Below are 15,952 nucleotides of genomic sequence, written 5' to 3' on the forward strand. Positions count from 1 at the left end.
AGCCTTCTACAGCCGAGCGCAACTGATCCCGTTCAGGATTTGTTCGGGCTTGGCGCTGGCGCCACGCATAGAAACTGCTGCGCTTGACCCCAAGCACGCGACAGCATTCGACAACACCGTATTGCTCACTCAGCTCGTTGATCAGCGAGAACGATCTTTGGAGTCCCGAAGCAGGAGAGCACTGGCCTTTTTTAGGATTTCGATATCTCGGTCTTTCTGCCGAACCAGTGCCTCAAGCTCTTGGATTCGATGTTGATCCGGGGTAATGGCTTTGGCTCCAGCTGGCACCTGCCCCTCTCGCTCCTTGCGCACCTGTTCGACCCAACGCCGCAGGGCTGTAGGCCCAATCTCAAGCATTTCGCAGACTTCGGGGACTGACTGGCCACCGTCCAGCACCATCTCGGCAGCCCGGATTTTCTGTTCTTTCGAGTATGACTTTCGCACTGATTTTGCCTCCAATTGGGCGCCATCATAGCGCCCTAAGAAGGTGTCCAAAATCATTAGGCCAGTTCAACTCGGCTCGCAGTGCTACTGACGCTGCATGTGTTCGTGCGCTCCAGCGAACTGCGCTTCGCCCGGTGGGATGAATTCGACCTGCAACGGGCGATGTGGGAGATCCCCGATACCCGTAAGCCGATTGAAGGCGTCCGCTATTTCACACGCGGGACCAAGATGAGTGGGGACATTCAGATAGTGCCGCTGTCGCCTCAAGTCATCGAGATCCTTGAACGGCTGCGCAGCTTGAATCGCTTCTCTGAACTGGTGTTGCCCGGTGATCACAGGTACTGGAAGCCCTTATCGGAGAACACGGTTAATCAGGTGCTGCGCAATATGGGGTACGACACCACCAAGGACGTTTGCGGGCATGGATTCAGGACCATGGCCTGTAGTGCCTTGCTCGAATCAGGGCTGTGGACAGACGCGGCGATTGAGCGGCAGATGAGCCATCAGGAGCGTAACCGCGTGCGCGCCGCGTATATCCACAAGGCTCAGTTTCTGGAGCAGCGTCGGTTGATCATGGCGTGGTGGAGTAACTACATCGATGCCAACAGATCGGGGCATGTCACCCCGCATGACTTTGCCCACCCGGTAGGCGACAACGTCACCCCCTTGCCAAATGGCCATGGCGCATTCAATCGCGGGTGAGTCTGTAAGATCGGCGCTGGCTGCTCTTTCACGCGGGTCCATCCAAACAGGGCTGCAAAGCCGCCCTGTTTGGATGGACCTCACTTTGAAGAGCTAAAAGCCAACACGTTGTCCGGGATTTACCACTCAATTCCACCGGTGGATAACCGCTTTTCACGTCCCAAGTAGCGCTGAGTTTCGACCCTTGACCGGGTTTATCCACAGGCGTAGAACTGGCCGTGCAAGCGCTGTCGATGACAGCACCCCAGGTGACCCGAACCTTTAAGGTCACGCCGCTCTTGCGGTGGTTCTCCCCCCAAATGGCGATTCGCGTCCGGCAGCTCGCCCGGTCACCTCCCCCGGTGATGGATGCCTACTTCAGATCATGGCCCTTGTGCGCCAGACAACACCTCGTACTTCGCTGCCCTGCAGCAACCTATCCGCTTGGCCGAATCTTGCGCCAACCTGCGCCCGTCTCTTTCTCCTGGAAAGAGACGGGCGCTTCTAGCACTGCTGCAGCCCTCATCGCACTTGGCTTTGCGGCTACTCCACTCGTGACAATCGGCGTGACAAACGCCGATGTCACCAGCAACAGCGCTGTAGATGATGGTGCCGCAGACCAAGGAATGGACTGCACCTGACTGACAGTCAGGTATGCCCCGGTCATCGCATTGCTGCGTTCAGCCGACTCAGGATCTCGCGGCACTGGTCTCGTCAGCCAATGCAGCCTCCACCCGCTCACCGGTAACGGTGCTTGGGAGGCCAGATCATGAGATGCCCTTGCTCCCGGTCGTAAGGAGCCGCCAGTCCCGCGCTAGAGGACATCCCCACAGGTCGCAGGGGCCTTGATCCCTGATAACACTCAGCATTCTTGGCGGGATGACGTGGGGTGAGGATCGGAGAGCGAACGATGAGGAGACCGACATGTCATTGGTGGGCAGACGCGATGGCCGCAATTTCGGCTACGGCAGGCAGCTGAGCTATGCAGGGCCGCAGGCGTTGAAAGACATGTTCGGCGGCGGCCACTACGGAACGGTGAAGGCACACTGTGATCGGTGGCAGGTATTCGTGAAGTGGTGCCGCTCCGAACAGGGGCCGGGTATCAATTATGCGCGACGGATTGATCGGAAGGTATTGGCGGACTATGCGGCGTATCTGCGCGACATGGTTAAGCTCGGTGACCTCGCCGTCAGCACCGCACAAAACCGGCTATCCAGCGTTAACAGGACCATGGCGGCGCTTCGCGGTGATCAGTGCGTGAAATTGCCAAGTCCGAGTAAGGCGTTGGGAATGCAGCGCACCGGAGTTCGCCAATCGGTACCGCAAGGCCAAGACCGCGAACAGGTTAAGCAGATCGTTGATGCGCTTTGTCGCGATCATCAGCAACGGGCCGCAGCGATTGTTCTGTTGGCGCGAGCCACCGGCATGCGCCTGCGTGAGGCTATCCTGGCTGACCTGCTACGGTTAAGTCGTGAGGCTCGATACATTGGCAAGATCAACATCCAGGACGGTACCAAGGGGGGACGCGCCGGTGCCTCCGCACCCCGCTGGGTTGGAGTAGACGACCATATACGAGGTGCGCTTAGGTTTGCACGGCAGGCGTCACCTGCAGGCAGCCGCAACCTGATTGCGCCACACGAAAGCTACTTTGACGTTCTGCAGGGCATCGTCCGCCCGGCACGGGATATCCTGCACGCACAGAACCTCAAAGGCTTCCATGAGCTACGAGCGGCGTACGCATGTGAGCGCTACGAGCAGATCACCCAACACCTCTCACCAATCAGTGGCGGCCATTGTTGCCAGATAGATAGGCACCTAGATCGTAAGGCCAGAAGGCAAATCAGCTACGAGCTGGGGCATGGTCGGATCGATGTGGTCGCGGCCTACATTGGAGGACGGTCATGAGCAAGCCATTCGATATGGAGTTGTTCTTGGCTGGCGTGCTGACCGGGTCGCACGCGACGCGGCAACGCCATATACGCCAGGCGGAAATCATCCAAGCAGAAATAGCAGAGCGTTGGCATCGACAGAAGCCTTGGGCTTGGCAGAAAAACATGTGGATTGGTTTCTTGAGCATCGCCTAAATCGACGCAGCGAGGCGACGCGGTATTACTATCTGCTGACCGTGCGGCTGCTCGCTCGTCGTTTACAAAAAGCTTGGGTGTTCTCTGAGCGAGGTCCTGCTCTTGATAGTCAGGACTGACAGCAATCGACCCAGTCGGTCATTCGCGGAGGACAGCTACCGGCCAACTGCAGTCACTGATGCAGCCTTCTACCAAGTTGATGAGCTACGAAAACTCTTGTGGGCCCTCTAGTTATGGCTAAGCATCTGACGAATAGATATATTGAGTTGCTGTTCAGTATGATTGATGGGGAGAACGGCAAGCTCACATGGGATGCTTTGTGTGATCAAGCCAAGCGCTTGATCGGGATGCGGCCAACTCGACGGACGCTCAATGCGCATGCTCGAGTAAAATGTGAGTTTCGCAAAAAACCAGCAGAAATTAGGCTCTCGGCCCACAAAGCGCCCCGCAAGCCTGGCCATTGCGGAGCAGCGCATCCAGCGTTTAGAAAATGAGAACCAGCGCCTGAAGACTGAAAATGACCTTCTACTCGAACGCGTCATTCGGTGGCAGTACACCGCTCAACTTCGTGGACTCTCTCAAGGCGTGCTTGATGTTCTGTTACCGAAGATCGACCGCAATTCGGCAGAGAAGAGCGACAGAGGGGGGCCGTCGCCCATAGTGTTACGGCCCCGTGCGCCCGTCCCGCTGAAGCCATTCCTGAATCAGCATAATGTCTAAAATTCTAGAGTCTAGTGCACGATTTTCTACGTAATACCTAGATTTCTAGGTGTTAATAAGCCACTATTCCATAATTGGCTCGCTGAAAACTTTTCGGACCCTCTAGCGATATGACTGACCGCGTTGATATTCTGCTCTATGTGGCCCTCAGCGAAGAAGCTGAGTCTGTGCTTGAAGTCCTCGGTGACCAATTTCAAGCAAGGGAGCTCAAGAATGCTAACCTTACTGCTTTCATCGGGACAATTCCCGGGCCGACACCAGGTAGAGATTTCAACGTTGCAATGGTCCCCGCTGGTAAAATGGGGAACACCCGCTCAGCCTCTACTGTCTCCCTTCTAATAAAAGAGTTTGAGCCTGCGGACGTGGTTGTAGTCGGAATCGCAGGGTCACTCACTAACGAAATTGAGCCGGGAGACGTTTTTATCCCTGACAGCGTTAATGAATATCTTGCTAATTCTGCTACAAGTGGCGAGGAAGGAAGCTGGACATTCCTAATATCAGGATCCCGTCTTCTGACTTCCCGGCGACTATTGAACCGTTTCCAGTGTTTCGCACGCGCCCATAAGTCGGAATATAGGGAGTGGCAGACCAGTACGCGACAGTTGAGATCTGCCTTGATATCTGCTACGACCGAAGCGGCACTTATAAACGCAGGCATGAAAATGCGCGGAGAGTGCAAACTCTATGCAGGCGATGATCTAAATCTCGCCAGTGGTCCAGCAGTAGGTAAGGGCAGAGCATTCTTGGAGTGGATCAAAAAAGACGTCGACCGAAAGGCAGCAGCAATGGAAATGGAAACTGCGGGCGTATATGATGCCGCACTTATTCATATACCATCACCTAGGACTATTGCACTTCGAGGAATCTCCGACTACGCGGATGCCCGTAAGGCGAAGATTGAAAAGGTTGCGAAGGGAATATTCCGAGCATTGTCTGCTAAGAATGCGACTCTGTTATTCATACATGCGGTAAAGGCGGGCCTGTTTGAGGTCGAAAACCTAAGTGCAGCGCACTCCGTTGGATCAACAGACTCAGAACGGCTTGATTCATGGGCAAGGTCAGTTTACGTCATTGGGGGCGAGACTGGCGAGACTGCCGATGTCGACTCTGAATTACCTCAACTACATCGAGCGTCTCTCAAACTGGGGAGAGTACTTGCACGGGCCGGAGCTCATCTTGTTGTCTGTAGTCCTTTCCCTGATTCCGCAGACTACTATGTTGCAATGGGCTATGCCGATGCAAATGGCGGCGGCACCATTCATTTCCACAGCCCAACTCATCCGAAGGTCGAGGAGAAACGGCAGCTTTTTCGGCGGACCTTTGGCGCCAATCTGACGATCCAAGACTGGGACTATCCTGCACCGGAGACTGAAGAAGACGGGTCTTGGTCGCAGGCGTGGTTGCTCGCGCAGCTTCAGGCCCTTGAAAAGGCCGACGTCGTCATAGCACTAGGCGGGAGAGTTTCTAAAACCGCAAGCACGCTACTCCACCTGGCTGAGGCAAAAGGTTTGCCAATTATTCCTTTTGCGTTCTTGGGAGGGGTGGCAAGGCGCATTTACTGCCGACGTGATTGGGCGCGGCTAAACCCGGGCTTCGACTCAACTATTCTGGATAGTGAGGGTAGCGTTGAGAAAGCAGTATCAATTGCTAATCGCCTAGTACGTGATAGAGTGAGGCGATCAATAGCAAATAATTCTAGGCCAAAAACTATCTTCATCAGTGTCGCGCGGCAAGACAGTGCCATGGGCGTAGTTTTAGGTGATGTGTTAATGAGTTACGGTATAGAAGCTCTATTTGGCGAAAGTGAGATCATGTCTGATCAGCTGATTCCAACAAAAATAGAACAAGCGATCCGCCGTAGCGATATCGTAGCTATTCTTTGGAGTAGATTCTATGCTCAAAGCCCATGGTGTTACGATGAACTTGCTTTGGCACTCAGCTTAGAAGCATTTAGCGGGATGAAAGTCTGGCTTTTCAATTTGGACGACTCATCCATCGTTCCAACTCAAGCACGGAAGCTGCCCATGATTTCAGTTCGTAGTGAGGAAGCACTGCGACGCGCCGTAAAGGACCTAATTTCATAGCCATATTTTGGGATGATCAGTTAACTACGATTGTCCGCACGTCCTTGCAGCGATTTTACTTAGCTCAGTAAACCGCGTGATCTGTGTTGAAAGCTAAACAGATAAAAATTATGTTGTGCTAGCTGTGGGGGAGGTAAGTTACCTCCTCCGCACACATGTCATGAGGGTCTTTTAAATTTATAGTGCGCACACACGCTTATATGGAGTGCTATCTTCGCCAGGTTTGGCGGAGAAGTCTACAAGGTGTGGAAGTATTGAGAATGCCAACCCTATAAGGCCAACAGAAAAAAAAGATACCCGGAAGCATTTTCCATAAGTCCAAATTGCAAAAAAACCGTTAGCGCGAGGTGTCTGCCGATCTCTAGTAAAAATTAATATACCATCGGTCCCAGTTGCTGCCTCGACTTGGCAAAGAGTCGACTCCGCTGACTTAATCATCTCAGAAACTCGTTGGTCAAGCTTCCAGAAAATGAAAGACACCATAGTGAGAAATATGCCAAGTAAAGAAGCTAAAGTTGAAAATTTAGTTCCCTGCTGTAAGCATACTCCAACACCTGCTGAGATAAGTCCGGATATTGCTAGGAAAAAGTTGAATACAGTCATTCGCTGTTGAGCGTGCAGTTCGAAATATCGCCATGCATGATCCAGTGTCCGTTGGTTTTTATCATCATCTGTCATTTAGTTTCCCCTAAGCAAATTTTACCATGGTCTTCAAGCAGTTTTTGAAGTGTGCGGGCACTAGCGAATGCAGCATATCGCTGTGCTTCGTCATCTTTATCTGGATCCGCATGATCACATACAGCCTTCAAGGCAAAAAAACGTATTGGTGGACTAGATGAATACGCTGCAGCGTACAGTCCGTAAATCTCCATTTCTACACCAAATACATCTCTTTGTTGGCTTTCTTGAATTTCTTTGATGGTTTTCCCATCGGCAAGGACCGCAGAGCCTGAGGCCACTGGACCTATTTTAATTCTTGTAGTATACGGACACTCTGCGCCAAAAATAGAGGGCAACTCGTTAAGGAATTCTTTATCTGAACGCAGTACCTCCATCAAGGTTTTTATCGCATAAGTCGCCGGAATTTGATGAGGGGAAATCATGCGTTTAGTTGTTTCGCCATCTCGAATTATCTTTCCACTTTGGAAGTCCCAAGCAAATTCAGCAAAAATGACATCGCCAATTTTAGATTTGCTTGGAACTCCTGCGCATATTCCCGTCATAGCGATTATGCTTGGGCGAAGTAGTGAAATGGCGATAGAGGTTTTTACAGCAGTTTCTACCATTCCCATTCTGCTTGCGAAAGCTGCAGCGACGGTAATTTTATGGCCGTTTGATATAAACCATCCATCTCTAACAAACATGTGATCGTGGATGGGGCGCGAAGGAGCCCAGTTCCAAGGCACCTCCATCAGTGCTTCAAATTCAGGTGTTTCAAGCGCACATAGTAGAACGATATCAGTCCGCTCAGCTATCGCCGTCACAACAGGACGCGCTTGCTTCTCACGTAGAATATAATTGGCGCAGTTAACAATCCTCTGCTGCCATTCATTATCTATTTGGGAATAGTTAATAATAGACCACGTGCTGTCGGAAAACGTATCTTTCGCTGCTCCAGCTGCGTCCAAGTCTGCGGTTATACCAATTATTTTTCCTGGTTTGATGATGAGTTCATCATTGTTTATTCGGTGAAGAATCGCAAGTGAGTGTTCGTGAGAGCCATCTTCATCAGTTTCGTAAAGAGGGATTATTATGTCAAGAACCAATAAGTCAAAATACTGATTCTCCAACGCTGTCTGTGCCTCATCAGCACTTCCTACTAGGACCACGGAAGTACGATCAATACCGATTTCCAAAAGTTTTTTTAAGAGGTTTTTGTAACGACTTTTGCAGTCGTCGGCAATTAGTATTCGCACAGTTACTCATGCCCTTTACTGGTTCGGAAGGCTTCAAAAGCGGCTTTTAGTTCAGTTTTCCAAGTCTCATAAGTGGAGTTGTAGTGAAGAACTCCTTGTACGATTCCAGGGAAATCCTCTTTAAGCTCTTCCCGAAGCTCTGAAAAACCTATGTCACCAGTTTCTCTAGGAAAAACCTCGTAGCCTGTAACTACTATCGTTGGGCAAGCTAGACCTGCAAATCCCATATATCTTAGGACCTCTACACCTCCGAACCCTTGAGCCCTACCGCCACTTTCTTTATTGGAAATATCTACATCAATTGTTGGTAATGACATGTCAAGAAGTATGAGGTCTGGGACGTTCTCGTCTAGTGTGTCTAGTGCAGAGTTTACCGAGCGAACCGTATTGATGTGCATGGGTACACAAAGTCCCCGGAGAAATAGCTCGATCTGCGTGCTCTTTGGTACTTCGTCTTCAACGATTAGAATAGCGATTGGGCGCTCACTCATAATACCTCCTCGATGGGAAGCGTTTCGCCCATAAAATGGTACGCTACAGTTATTTCGAATTCATCATCGTTGAAGCCAAATGTGAAATGGCCTTTTGTTGATTGCTTTACCACTGCGGCGATCTTATAAAGTCCGCTGCCCCCTTCGGTTTTCGTTTTAGAGTGGTACTCTCCGCGCTCTATGTTCTCTCTGATTTCGGAAAGTTTTTTTTCTGATTCAATTCGTGTACTTGATTTTGCCGAGCAGCGTATTTTTATTACAAAGCTTTCGTTGCCAAGGTCTGGGTCAACTGATACATGAATATTTGGATTTTTTAAGCCTGAATGAACTCTTGCATTGTCCAGGGATACAAATATGACGTCATGTATGAAAACCAGTGTGCTAGGTAATACGGCGACATCAGAGGAACTTGTAATTACACTAATGTTTGGCTCGAACCCGCGAAGGCATTTTTTTGCGGCTTCAATCGAAATTCTTACTGCCTGATCGGTGTCAAATGTTCGTTTGAGTGAGTCTTTGTCACTAGTTCTGCAGAACCAACTGCTCGCATCATCCAATGCAAGCTGAACAGCTACGGAGCATTCGCCAATTGTCCTGTCGACTTCAGGATATTCAGATCGCCCTTCCACGAGACTCTTTAAAGATGCACGGAATTCGTCGAAGATAACGGTTACTCTCGACTTAAGTTCGCCAGAGATATATTCTCTAACTTCTCCTAGTGAGCGATCTAATAGCGCCCACATGATCCCAACGGCGCCTTTTATGAAGGTTTCCGTGTCCGCGTCGCTCAACACTACTCTGGCAATTGGGACGATTTGAGGGCCCAGCTCAAATGATATTAGTCCGTGCGGGTTGTCCTTCGATCTAATTTGAATTACCTTATTTTTTGTTTCTATGATTGCTGTGTCGAAGGAGTCTGAGAAACGCTCTATGGTATTGCTGAGTTTTGACAGGGTATCTTTAGGGCAATCTGAAAACTTTTCGAGAAGCTCTTCGTTGATATTGTAGTCGGCCCCGCTTTTTTCTTTGTTGGTGATTAAGTTCTGTAGTTCAAGAGGCCCGCGGATCAGGCCTACAAAAGATTGATGCCTGATGCGCTTGCTTAAATAGTAATCAAGGCCGAATAGGGAGTTGTTTAGGAACTCGTGGCCAATTCTGACGAGAAGAGAATACAAAACAGTATCCGCTTCGTCGAATTCGGAGAACTGTGTTGATATCTGATTTTCAATCAAGATATCTCTCATGAGTTCATCGTACTCTGCAGGAGTTACTACTTTGGCTAGATCCCTATATCTATAGAATTCTTCGGAAAGTTCGCGGGTGGCCCATCGTGTCAGCGCGCCGATATCAACTTGAACTCTTGTGCGGTCCACAATCCACTGGCCGTCACTCATCAGTTGTCGATTGGATATTTCCATTATCTCATCTGTATAATCATCCTCTCGCTCTGGATCAAGGGAACGCAGTACTGAACAAGTATTTTGACGTTGATTTAATATTTCTGATGTTGTTTTCACAACTCTAACTTGGTCAACCCAGCTGCAAGTGCAGACATGCTTTAAGAAATATACAAGTTGATGGATGGGTAGTGCGGTTTTCTCCATGATGTCTATCAGCTTGGCGGGTTCTTGGACATCCTTTCTACGAATAACCTGACCAAGTTTGAATCTAAGGTGAGAGGCGGTTGTATTTTTCTCGGTGATTTCCCATAATACGTGTAGCGCTATCGAAGGCGCCAATAGTGCGCTGCACCTATTGTATTCATCAGTGCTATAACTCCCCAGCGTGCTAGCGATAGGGAGCAGATCGATTCTACATTTTTCTCGTGAACACTCATCAGCTATAAGTTCTATTATCGCTTGGCGAAGGCCGCTTTCGTGAAGAGCATGCAGATATAGTGGAATTGTCAGGGCCGGAAGTAAGCGTGGCTTGGATTCTCTTAGTGACTCGATATCATGCAAGACTGGTTCAAGGTCCTCGCTCTTCAACAACCCGCAGCACCGAAATAATTTTACTGCATCGCCGTCAAGGTTTCCGAAATCTTGATTTGGATTTCGGAGAAGCCCCCAAAGAATATTAGACGGTGATTGATCTAGTTTAAGATCAAAATCAACCTTATCCTCCGCACCGATAGAAGGGCAGTTTAAGGAGATAGTCTCTGGTCGCCATTCTTGAGCTGGGAACGAACGATATAGTAATCCGACAAAACTACGAATCGCACTTGCAAATGGTAATCCGCTAAAATTTGTGGTGACTTTCAATAGGCGTGAATAAGCTGCCGATGAGTTTTGGTCTTGTCTTAATACGCTAGCTATCAGGTGGCTTGCATCTGAAAGGTTTTCACCTTTAATGTTTTTGGAGCCAAAGCTCAATGCAACTCCAGAGTAAATATATTCCCAAGCGTCTGCTTTGCGTCGGAGGAGGTCTTTTGGCAATAACGCGGACTTTATGGCTGAGTATGAATTGCCGAGAGCGAGCGCATCAGCGGTTTTTGTCTGCCTGAGAGGAAAGCTTGAATTAACTGCCAGGCCAAATGATAAGCAAGCTTTTGATAGTCTGAAGTCGTTTACTATCAGTGTTTGATCCAATGCTGCTATCACAGTGGATCTTAGTTCCTTGTTGGTATCGGAGGTTGTTGAGTGTTGAACCAAGCTTACAAATGTTTCATATATGTCTATAAGCGAATGGCTTTGCTCGACACGGAGTACATCCGCAATTTCTTCGATTTTGGCGGGCCAAATATTTAGCAGTCGGTGCCTCATGTAGGATTTCACAGAGTCTTCGTATCTGCTGTGGTCGGTTATTCGTCTCTGAATGTCTTCCGTGTACTTTTGTATGCTTACCCTGTCTTCGTTACGTACGCTAGTGTTGTAAGCGATGAAGTTTAGTAAACCTGATTTATAGACTGATCGGACTTCTGATGTATATCTTTTTTGTCCTTCTAAACCTCCCACGATACCTTCAAGTGCAATTCGAAGCTGTACTGACCAGAAGCTCGCGCCGTGTATAGACTCAAGCTCTTTCAGTAGGGTTATCGCATTTGCGTGGTCGCCCGAGAGGACAAACTGTTCAATTTTTTCTGCGTATACCCTAAAGTGATTTACCGTAGCGTGGTCTTGATTGATTCTGGCTGCAATCCAAAGGATTTCTCGCTCAAGCGATACTTTAGAATCCTTCCAGGACACCCCCTGTAACTCATCGTACCCTGTTGGATATCTCTTAAGTTCGGGAAGTTGGTTCGCTATATGAAATCCACACCACTGCAGGTATTTTGAGAAACTCGATGTGTGTAGTACGGCTCTAGCCTCAAGCATTAGGTCTCGGTAGCCACGTCGAAAAACGAATGAGTGATCGTATCTACGGTTTTTCTCAAATTTTTTTGCCTTAAAGGCCGAAACCAATCCTCGAAATTTATGTTGGCAGGCTACAAAAATTTCTTTATGGTCACCAGTATTTAGCATTTTCAATCCCTGTATTTAAATCAGATTGGATTTTTATCCGATTTCGTCTGCCTTGAATTACTAAATGATACTTTCAATTCTGCTAGTTAAACTATTAGACGGCTGAGGTGTGTTTTCACTGCAGCAATCGATAGAGCATGATGGCCTAATGCCCTTGCTCAATCAATACGCACGTTAGAAACCTCGAATAGAATTTTGGCGAGCGCCGACAGATTCCCATCACTCCAATGAGGGGGCATCCCTTGCGAGGTGAGCGATACGAGGCATGCAGGGGCATGCGACAAACTATGTGAGCGTGCTCCCACAATGCGCTTTCATGAGGTTGAGATAGGTGATGGCATGCGGGCTCGATAGTATGGGAGCTTCTTCAGGTCTCGGGTTACCGCTGCGGATATCCAATCAGCTACCGCGCGCATCAAGTGGGACGACAGCTTCTGGCCGATTGCGGCCCCTCGCAACAGGGGCCGCTATGAGTCGTTTTATGCCCTTAGCCACTTAGCAAAAGCGGGGAGGCGTAGCTCACATTGAAGCGCAAAAATTCCCGGTTCGATTCCACGGAAAGCCATAATTAGCTGTTTTGTTTATAGATACCCTATGAGGTACATCAAAAAATCCACTAAATTCCAGCTCCGCGAAAACCGAGCCCTCACGTCCAACAACCGTCTGTCTGTCTCCGCCGCTCGGCCAAACCTGCTGATCACCCCTACAAGCTCTTCGACGGTGACGGTCTTCACCCCCTCGTTCACCCCAATGGCCGCAATTCCGCTCCAAAGGAGCTAGAACGGCGCAAACAGATCATCTCCTGAGCTGGAGAGCGCCTTAACGCGTAGAACGTTTGCTTGATCAACAAGCAGATCAATCACCCTAATCTGGCCTACACCTGAGCCCGGCCGTCCCGAAACCTGCTCGAGCAGCGCCTCGTCTGATAATCCGCGGGCTATGTCCAGGCGTATCGCGTATGGTGCCCACGTATGCCTGTGTCGGTACAACAGTCACGTTCAACCGCTGCCCAAACCACAGCCGTACCCCGCCCGTCCCATGAATCACCTAATCTTTCGGGAGACTGGGCGGGCAGTCACATGCTGCTAATAACCAACTACACCAGGATTTTTATGACCCTGCAGAAGCGTAACAACGTGCATATTGCTGGGGATGGAGGTGCAACCTTGATCCTGGCGCATGGGTTTGGCTGTGACCAGAGCATGTGGCGGTTGCTGGTGCCACATTTCTCCAAGAGCTTTCGCGTTGTTACCTACGATCTGACCGGCGCCGGACAGTCTGACCTGGGGGCGTACGATCATGGCAGGCACGCGTCGCTGTGGGGGCATGCATCGGACCTTAACGAGATCATCAACGAGTTTGCGAAAGGCCCCGTGATCCTGGTCGGGCACTCGGTCAGCGCGATGATCTGTGCCTTGGCCACTGTGCAGTCGCCAGATCGGATTGCTGCACTGGTGATGATCGGCGGTTCGCCTTGCTACGTCGACAAGGGTGACTACACCGGCGGATTCTCGCCGGATGAAGTGCTGCAAATGCTGGCCACCATCGACGACAATTATCTCGGCTGGGCCGGGACCATGGCGCCTGTCTTGATGGGGGCACCTGGGCAGCCGGGGCTTCACGAAGAGCTGCTGGAAAACTTTGCCCGCACCAACGCCTTTATCGCCAGGCATTTTGCCCGTGTGATTTTCCTGTCCGATCACCGGCAGGACATTTGCGGGCTGTCGACACCCACGTTGATCCTGCAATGTCCCGGCGACGTGGTCGTGCCAATGGCGGTTGGCGATTATCTGCACCGGGTGCTGCCTGACAGTCAGTTGAGTATCATCGACAACATTGGCCATTACCCGCAGTTGAGCGCGCCCAGTGCATGCACGGCTGCAATGGATGCTTTCTTCGTAGAACGTGGGTTCAGTGATGGATGACGCCGCGCAGTTGTTCACCGCATCGTATTTCGAGAATGCCCCGTGCGGACTGGTTGTCATGGCTGCGGATGGCGCCATCATCCGCGCCAACCAAACGTTCTGCGATTGGCTGGGGTACGACTCGACGCTGATGCATGCGTGCAGTTTCGACCAGTTGCTGACCGTGGCTGGGCGTATGTTCCAGAACACGCACTGGAAGCCGTTGATGGACATGCAGGGCTCTGTCGCGGAGGTTAAGGTCGACCTGCAACACCGCAATGGAACAGCCGTTGCCATGTTGCTAAATGGTGTACGACAAGCAAGTGACGACTGTGTCGTCTACCAGTTGGCGTTGTTCGGAATTAGCCAGCGAGACCGCAATGAGCGGGGGGTATTCGTTGCAATGCAGCGTGCCGAGGAGCTGCTGGCGCAGAAGGCCGCCGCAGAATTAGCTTTGCAACGCGCCCAAGTCGAGTTGGCCGCAGCCTATGAAGATGTACAGCATCGGGCACTGCTCGCTGAACGAATGGTCGCTGTGGCTAGCCACGACCTAAAGAACCCGATGACGGCGATCAAGATGGCTAGCGAGTTGCTTGCACGCGATGTTCAGTCCGACCGTGGGCGTCGACTGCTGGACAGCATTAGCACTTCTGCTGAGCGAGCTCAGCGGATGATCGTCGATCTTCTGGATTTTGCTTCGATCAAACTCGGTCAAGGCATCGGCATCCGGCGCCAACAAGTTGATCTTCTGAAGGCCATGGACCAATCCGTGAGCGAGCTCAGGATTGTTTTTGGCAACGCAAGCATTCGTCATCTGTCTCGCGGGCAGGGCACATTCGAGGTGGACGAGGACAGGCTGCAGCAGATGATCGGTAACCTGGTCGCCAACAGTGCGGTATATGGCGACCTTCGCTATCCCATCACGCTCACTACCGAGTTCTGCGCCAAAGGTGTGGTTTTGGGCGTTCACAACCATGGCCCTGCCATCGCCGATGAACTGGTGCCGAAGTTATTCGAGCCGATGACGCGTGGTAGCGACCGGCAAGATACGCTGCGTTCGCTCGGGCTTGGTTTGTTCATCGTTAAGCAGATCGCCGAAGCCCATGGTGGCCGGGTTACCGTGACGTCCAACCCAATCTATGGCACCACTTTCATCATCCACTTGCCCTATTGATCTGCCGGCACTGCTGAACATTTCCTGACGGATTCAGCATCACCCCAAAGCCTCAGTCGTCAGTCAAACCTTTCCCCATCGCTGTGTATTCAAGCGTATGCCGCTGGCCTTTGGAGTCTTCGTAGATCATGCGCGCGGGCACCAATTCGCGAACGTGGGGCACTTCGCTCACGGAGAGCACTCGGGCGATGTCCAGGTGCTGCGAGTAGTTATACCGTTCAACCGGCGGCTGTTTGAAATCCTGCGCCACTTCATCGGCCATTGCCGTGCTGCAAAGGCCGCCAAACACCAATGCCACTAACGCTTTCATTTTCAAGTTACCTGTCTGTCGTGAGGGGGCTTGCGGCGCCGTGAGCGCCGAGTTGCACCCAGTGTTCTACAGGCGGATTAGTTGAGGGTTAACAGATCAAGGTCGCCCCCTCAGCACGTATGTCGGACCGTTCCCAAAATGCAGCTCACGGCTTCTTCGGGCTTCGCCGCGCCTTGCACTGATGCCCCGTTAGGCATAAATTCCCCCAGTCGCGGCAACCTCCGCGACCGGGTTTGGCGACCCGTACGAAAAGGCGCATCGGCGCCCCGATCACGATTGCAGGCGCTTTTTTTGTGTCCGCAGTTTCGTGCAATGGCGGCTGTGCGTGGGAGACCTTCGGGTCTGCCGGGTTCCTTTTCCTCGGTTCGCCAACCTGCGTACAGCTGCCACCCAATCGTTTGGCGACGATTGACGTGGTGCTTCAACTGAAAAGGATCTCATGCATGTTTATCGTTATCCCTTACAGGATCCTCGCATCCGCTCTCCGCCGCTTCTCGCCGGCTCCGGTATCTCGACCTCATCGCTTTTTCCCTATCCACAGTCAGTCCACCCGCGAACTGAGACAGGTGTCCCATGACTGACCACGAGCGCCTTTCCACAATCCAGTCCTATGCCTGGACCCTCGAGCTTCTGGGCGAGGCACTGGTTCAATACGATGAACTGCTTGAGTGTGAGCACAACCC

Annotated in this window: 9 protein-coding genes and 2 pseudogenes; 6 read left to right on the forward strand and 5 right to left on the reverse strand. The window is 51.1% G+C overall.

Going from position 1 to position 15,952, the window contains the following annotated elements; translation table 11 throughout:
- Positions 1–141: 141 nt before the first annotated feature.
- The gene (locus VA602_RS12900; RefSeq protein ID WP_253781795.1) at positions 142–501 is read right to left on the reverse strand and encodes a transposase; all 360 of its coding nucleotides are present in this window, start codon (positions 499–501) and stop codon (positions 142–144) included.
- Positions 502–513: 12 nt separating this feature from the next.
- On the opposite strand from VA602_RS12900, the pseudogene VA602_RS12905 reads away from it, so the two are divergent.
- From VA602_RS12905 to VA602_RS12920, 4 genes and pseudogenes are all read left to right on the forward strand, one after another.
- Positions 514–1,146: pseudogene (locus tag VA602_RS12905) on the forward strand (tyrosine-type recombinase/integrase); the annotation flags it as partial.
- Between the two features lie 903 nt (positions 1,147–2,049).
- Entirely contained in the window at positions 2,050–3,030 is a 981-nt protein-coding gene (locus VA602_RS12910) for an integrase domain-containing protein (protein ID WP_323453385.1), read from the forward strand.
- Positions 3,027–3,328 (forward strand): annotated as a pseudogene (locus VA602_RS12915) (hypothetical protein). Before VA602_RS12910 ends, VA602_RS12915 begins: the two are co-directional and overlap by 4 nt.
- 711 nt (positions 3,329–4,039) lie before the next feature.
- The gene (locus VA602_RS12920; RefSeq protein ID WP_323453386.1) at positions 4,040–6,013 is read left to right on the forward strand and encodes a phosphorylase family protein; all 1,974 of its coding nucleotides are present in this window, start codon (positions 4,040–4,042) and stop codon (positions 6,011–6,013) included.
- 674 nt (positions 6,014–6,687) lie between these two features.
- Here VA602_RS12920 and VA602_RS12925 read toward each other — a convergent pair.
- From VA602_RS12925 to VA602_RS12935, 3 genes are read right to left on the reverse strand one after another with little or no spacing between them, the layout of a single operon-like run.
- Entirely contained in the window at positions 6,688–7,929 is a 1,242-nt protein-coding gene (locus VA602_RS12925) for a 5'-methylthioadenosine/S-adenosylhomocysteine nucleosidase family protein (RefSeq protein WP_323453387.1), read from the reverse strand.
- A 2-nt stretch (positions 7,930–7,931) separates the two neighbouring features.
- The gene (locus tag VA602_RS12930; protein WP_323453388.1) at positions 7,932–8,420 is read right to left on the reverse strand and encodes a response regulator; all 489 of its coding nucleotides are present in this window, start codon (positions 8,418–8,420) and stop codon (positions 7,932–7,934) included.
- Positions 8,417–11,881, reverse strand: a complete 3,465-nt coding sequence (locus VA602_RS12935) for a hypothetical protein (RefSeq protein ID WP_323453389.1) — start codon at positions 11,879–11,881, stop codon at positions 8,417–8,419. Before VA602_RS12935 ends, VA602_RS12930 begins: the two co-directional genes overlap by 4 nt.
- A gap of 1,112 nt (positions 11,882–12,993) precedes the next feature.
- Here VA602_RS12935 and VA602_RS12940 point away from each other — a divergent pair.
- Together VA602_RS12940 and VA602_RS12945 are read left to right on the forward strand one after the other, a co-directional pair.
- The gene (locus tag VA602_RS12940; protein ID WP_323453390.1) at positions 12,994–13,806 is read left to right on the forward strand and encodes an alpha/beta fold hydrolase; all 813 of its coding nucleotides are present in this window, start codon (positions 12,994–12,996) and stop codon (positions 13,804–13,806) included.
- Positions 13,799–14,959, forward strand: a complete 1,161-nt coding sequence (locus tag VA602_RS12945) for a PAS domain-containing sensor histidine kinase (RefSeq protein WP_323453391.1) — start codon at positions 13,799–13,801, stop codon at positions 14,957–14,959. The genes VA602_RS12940 and VA602_RS12945 overlap by 8 nt, the downstream gene beginning before the upstream one ends.
- A 52-nt stretch (positions 14,960–15,011) precedes the next feature.
- On the opposite strand, the gene VA602_RS12950 is transcribed toward VA602_RS12945, so the two are convergent.
- The gene (locus tag VA602_RS12950) at positions 15,012–15,269 is read right to left on the reverse strand and encodes a DUF2790 domain-containing protein (protein WP_323453392.1); all 258 of its coding nucleotides are present in this window, start codon (positions 15,267–15,269) and stop codon (positions 15,012–15,014) included.
- Between the last annotated feature and the right edge of the window lie 683 nt (positions 15,270–15,952).

Source organism: Pseudomonas machongensis, from assembly GCF_034961125.1.
GTDB classification, from domain to species: domain Bacteria; phylum Pseudomonadota; class Gammaproteobacteria; order Pseudomonadales; family Pseudomonadaceae; genus Aquipseudomonas; species Aquipseudomonas machongensis.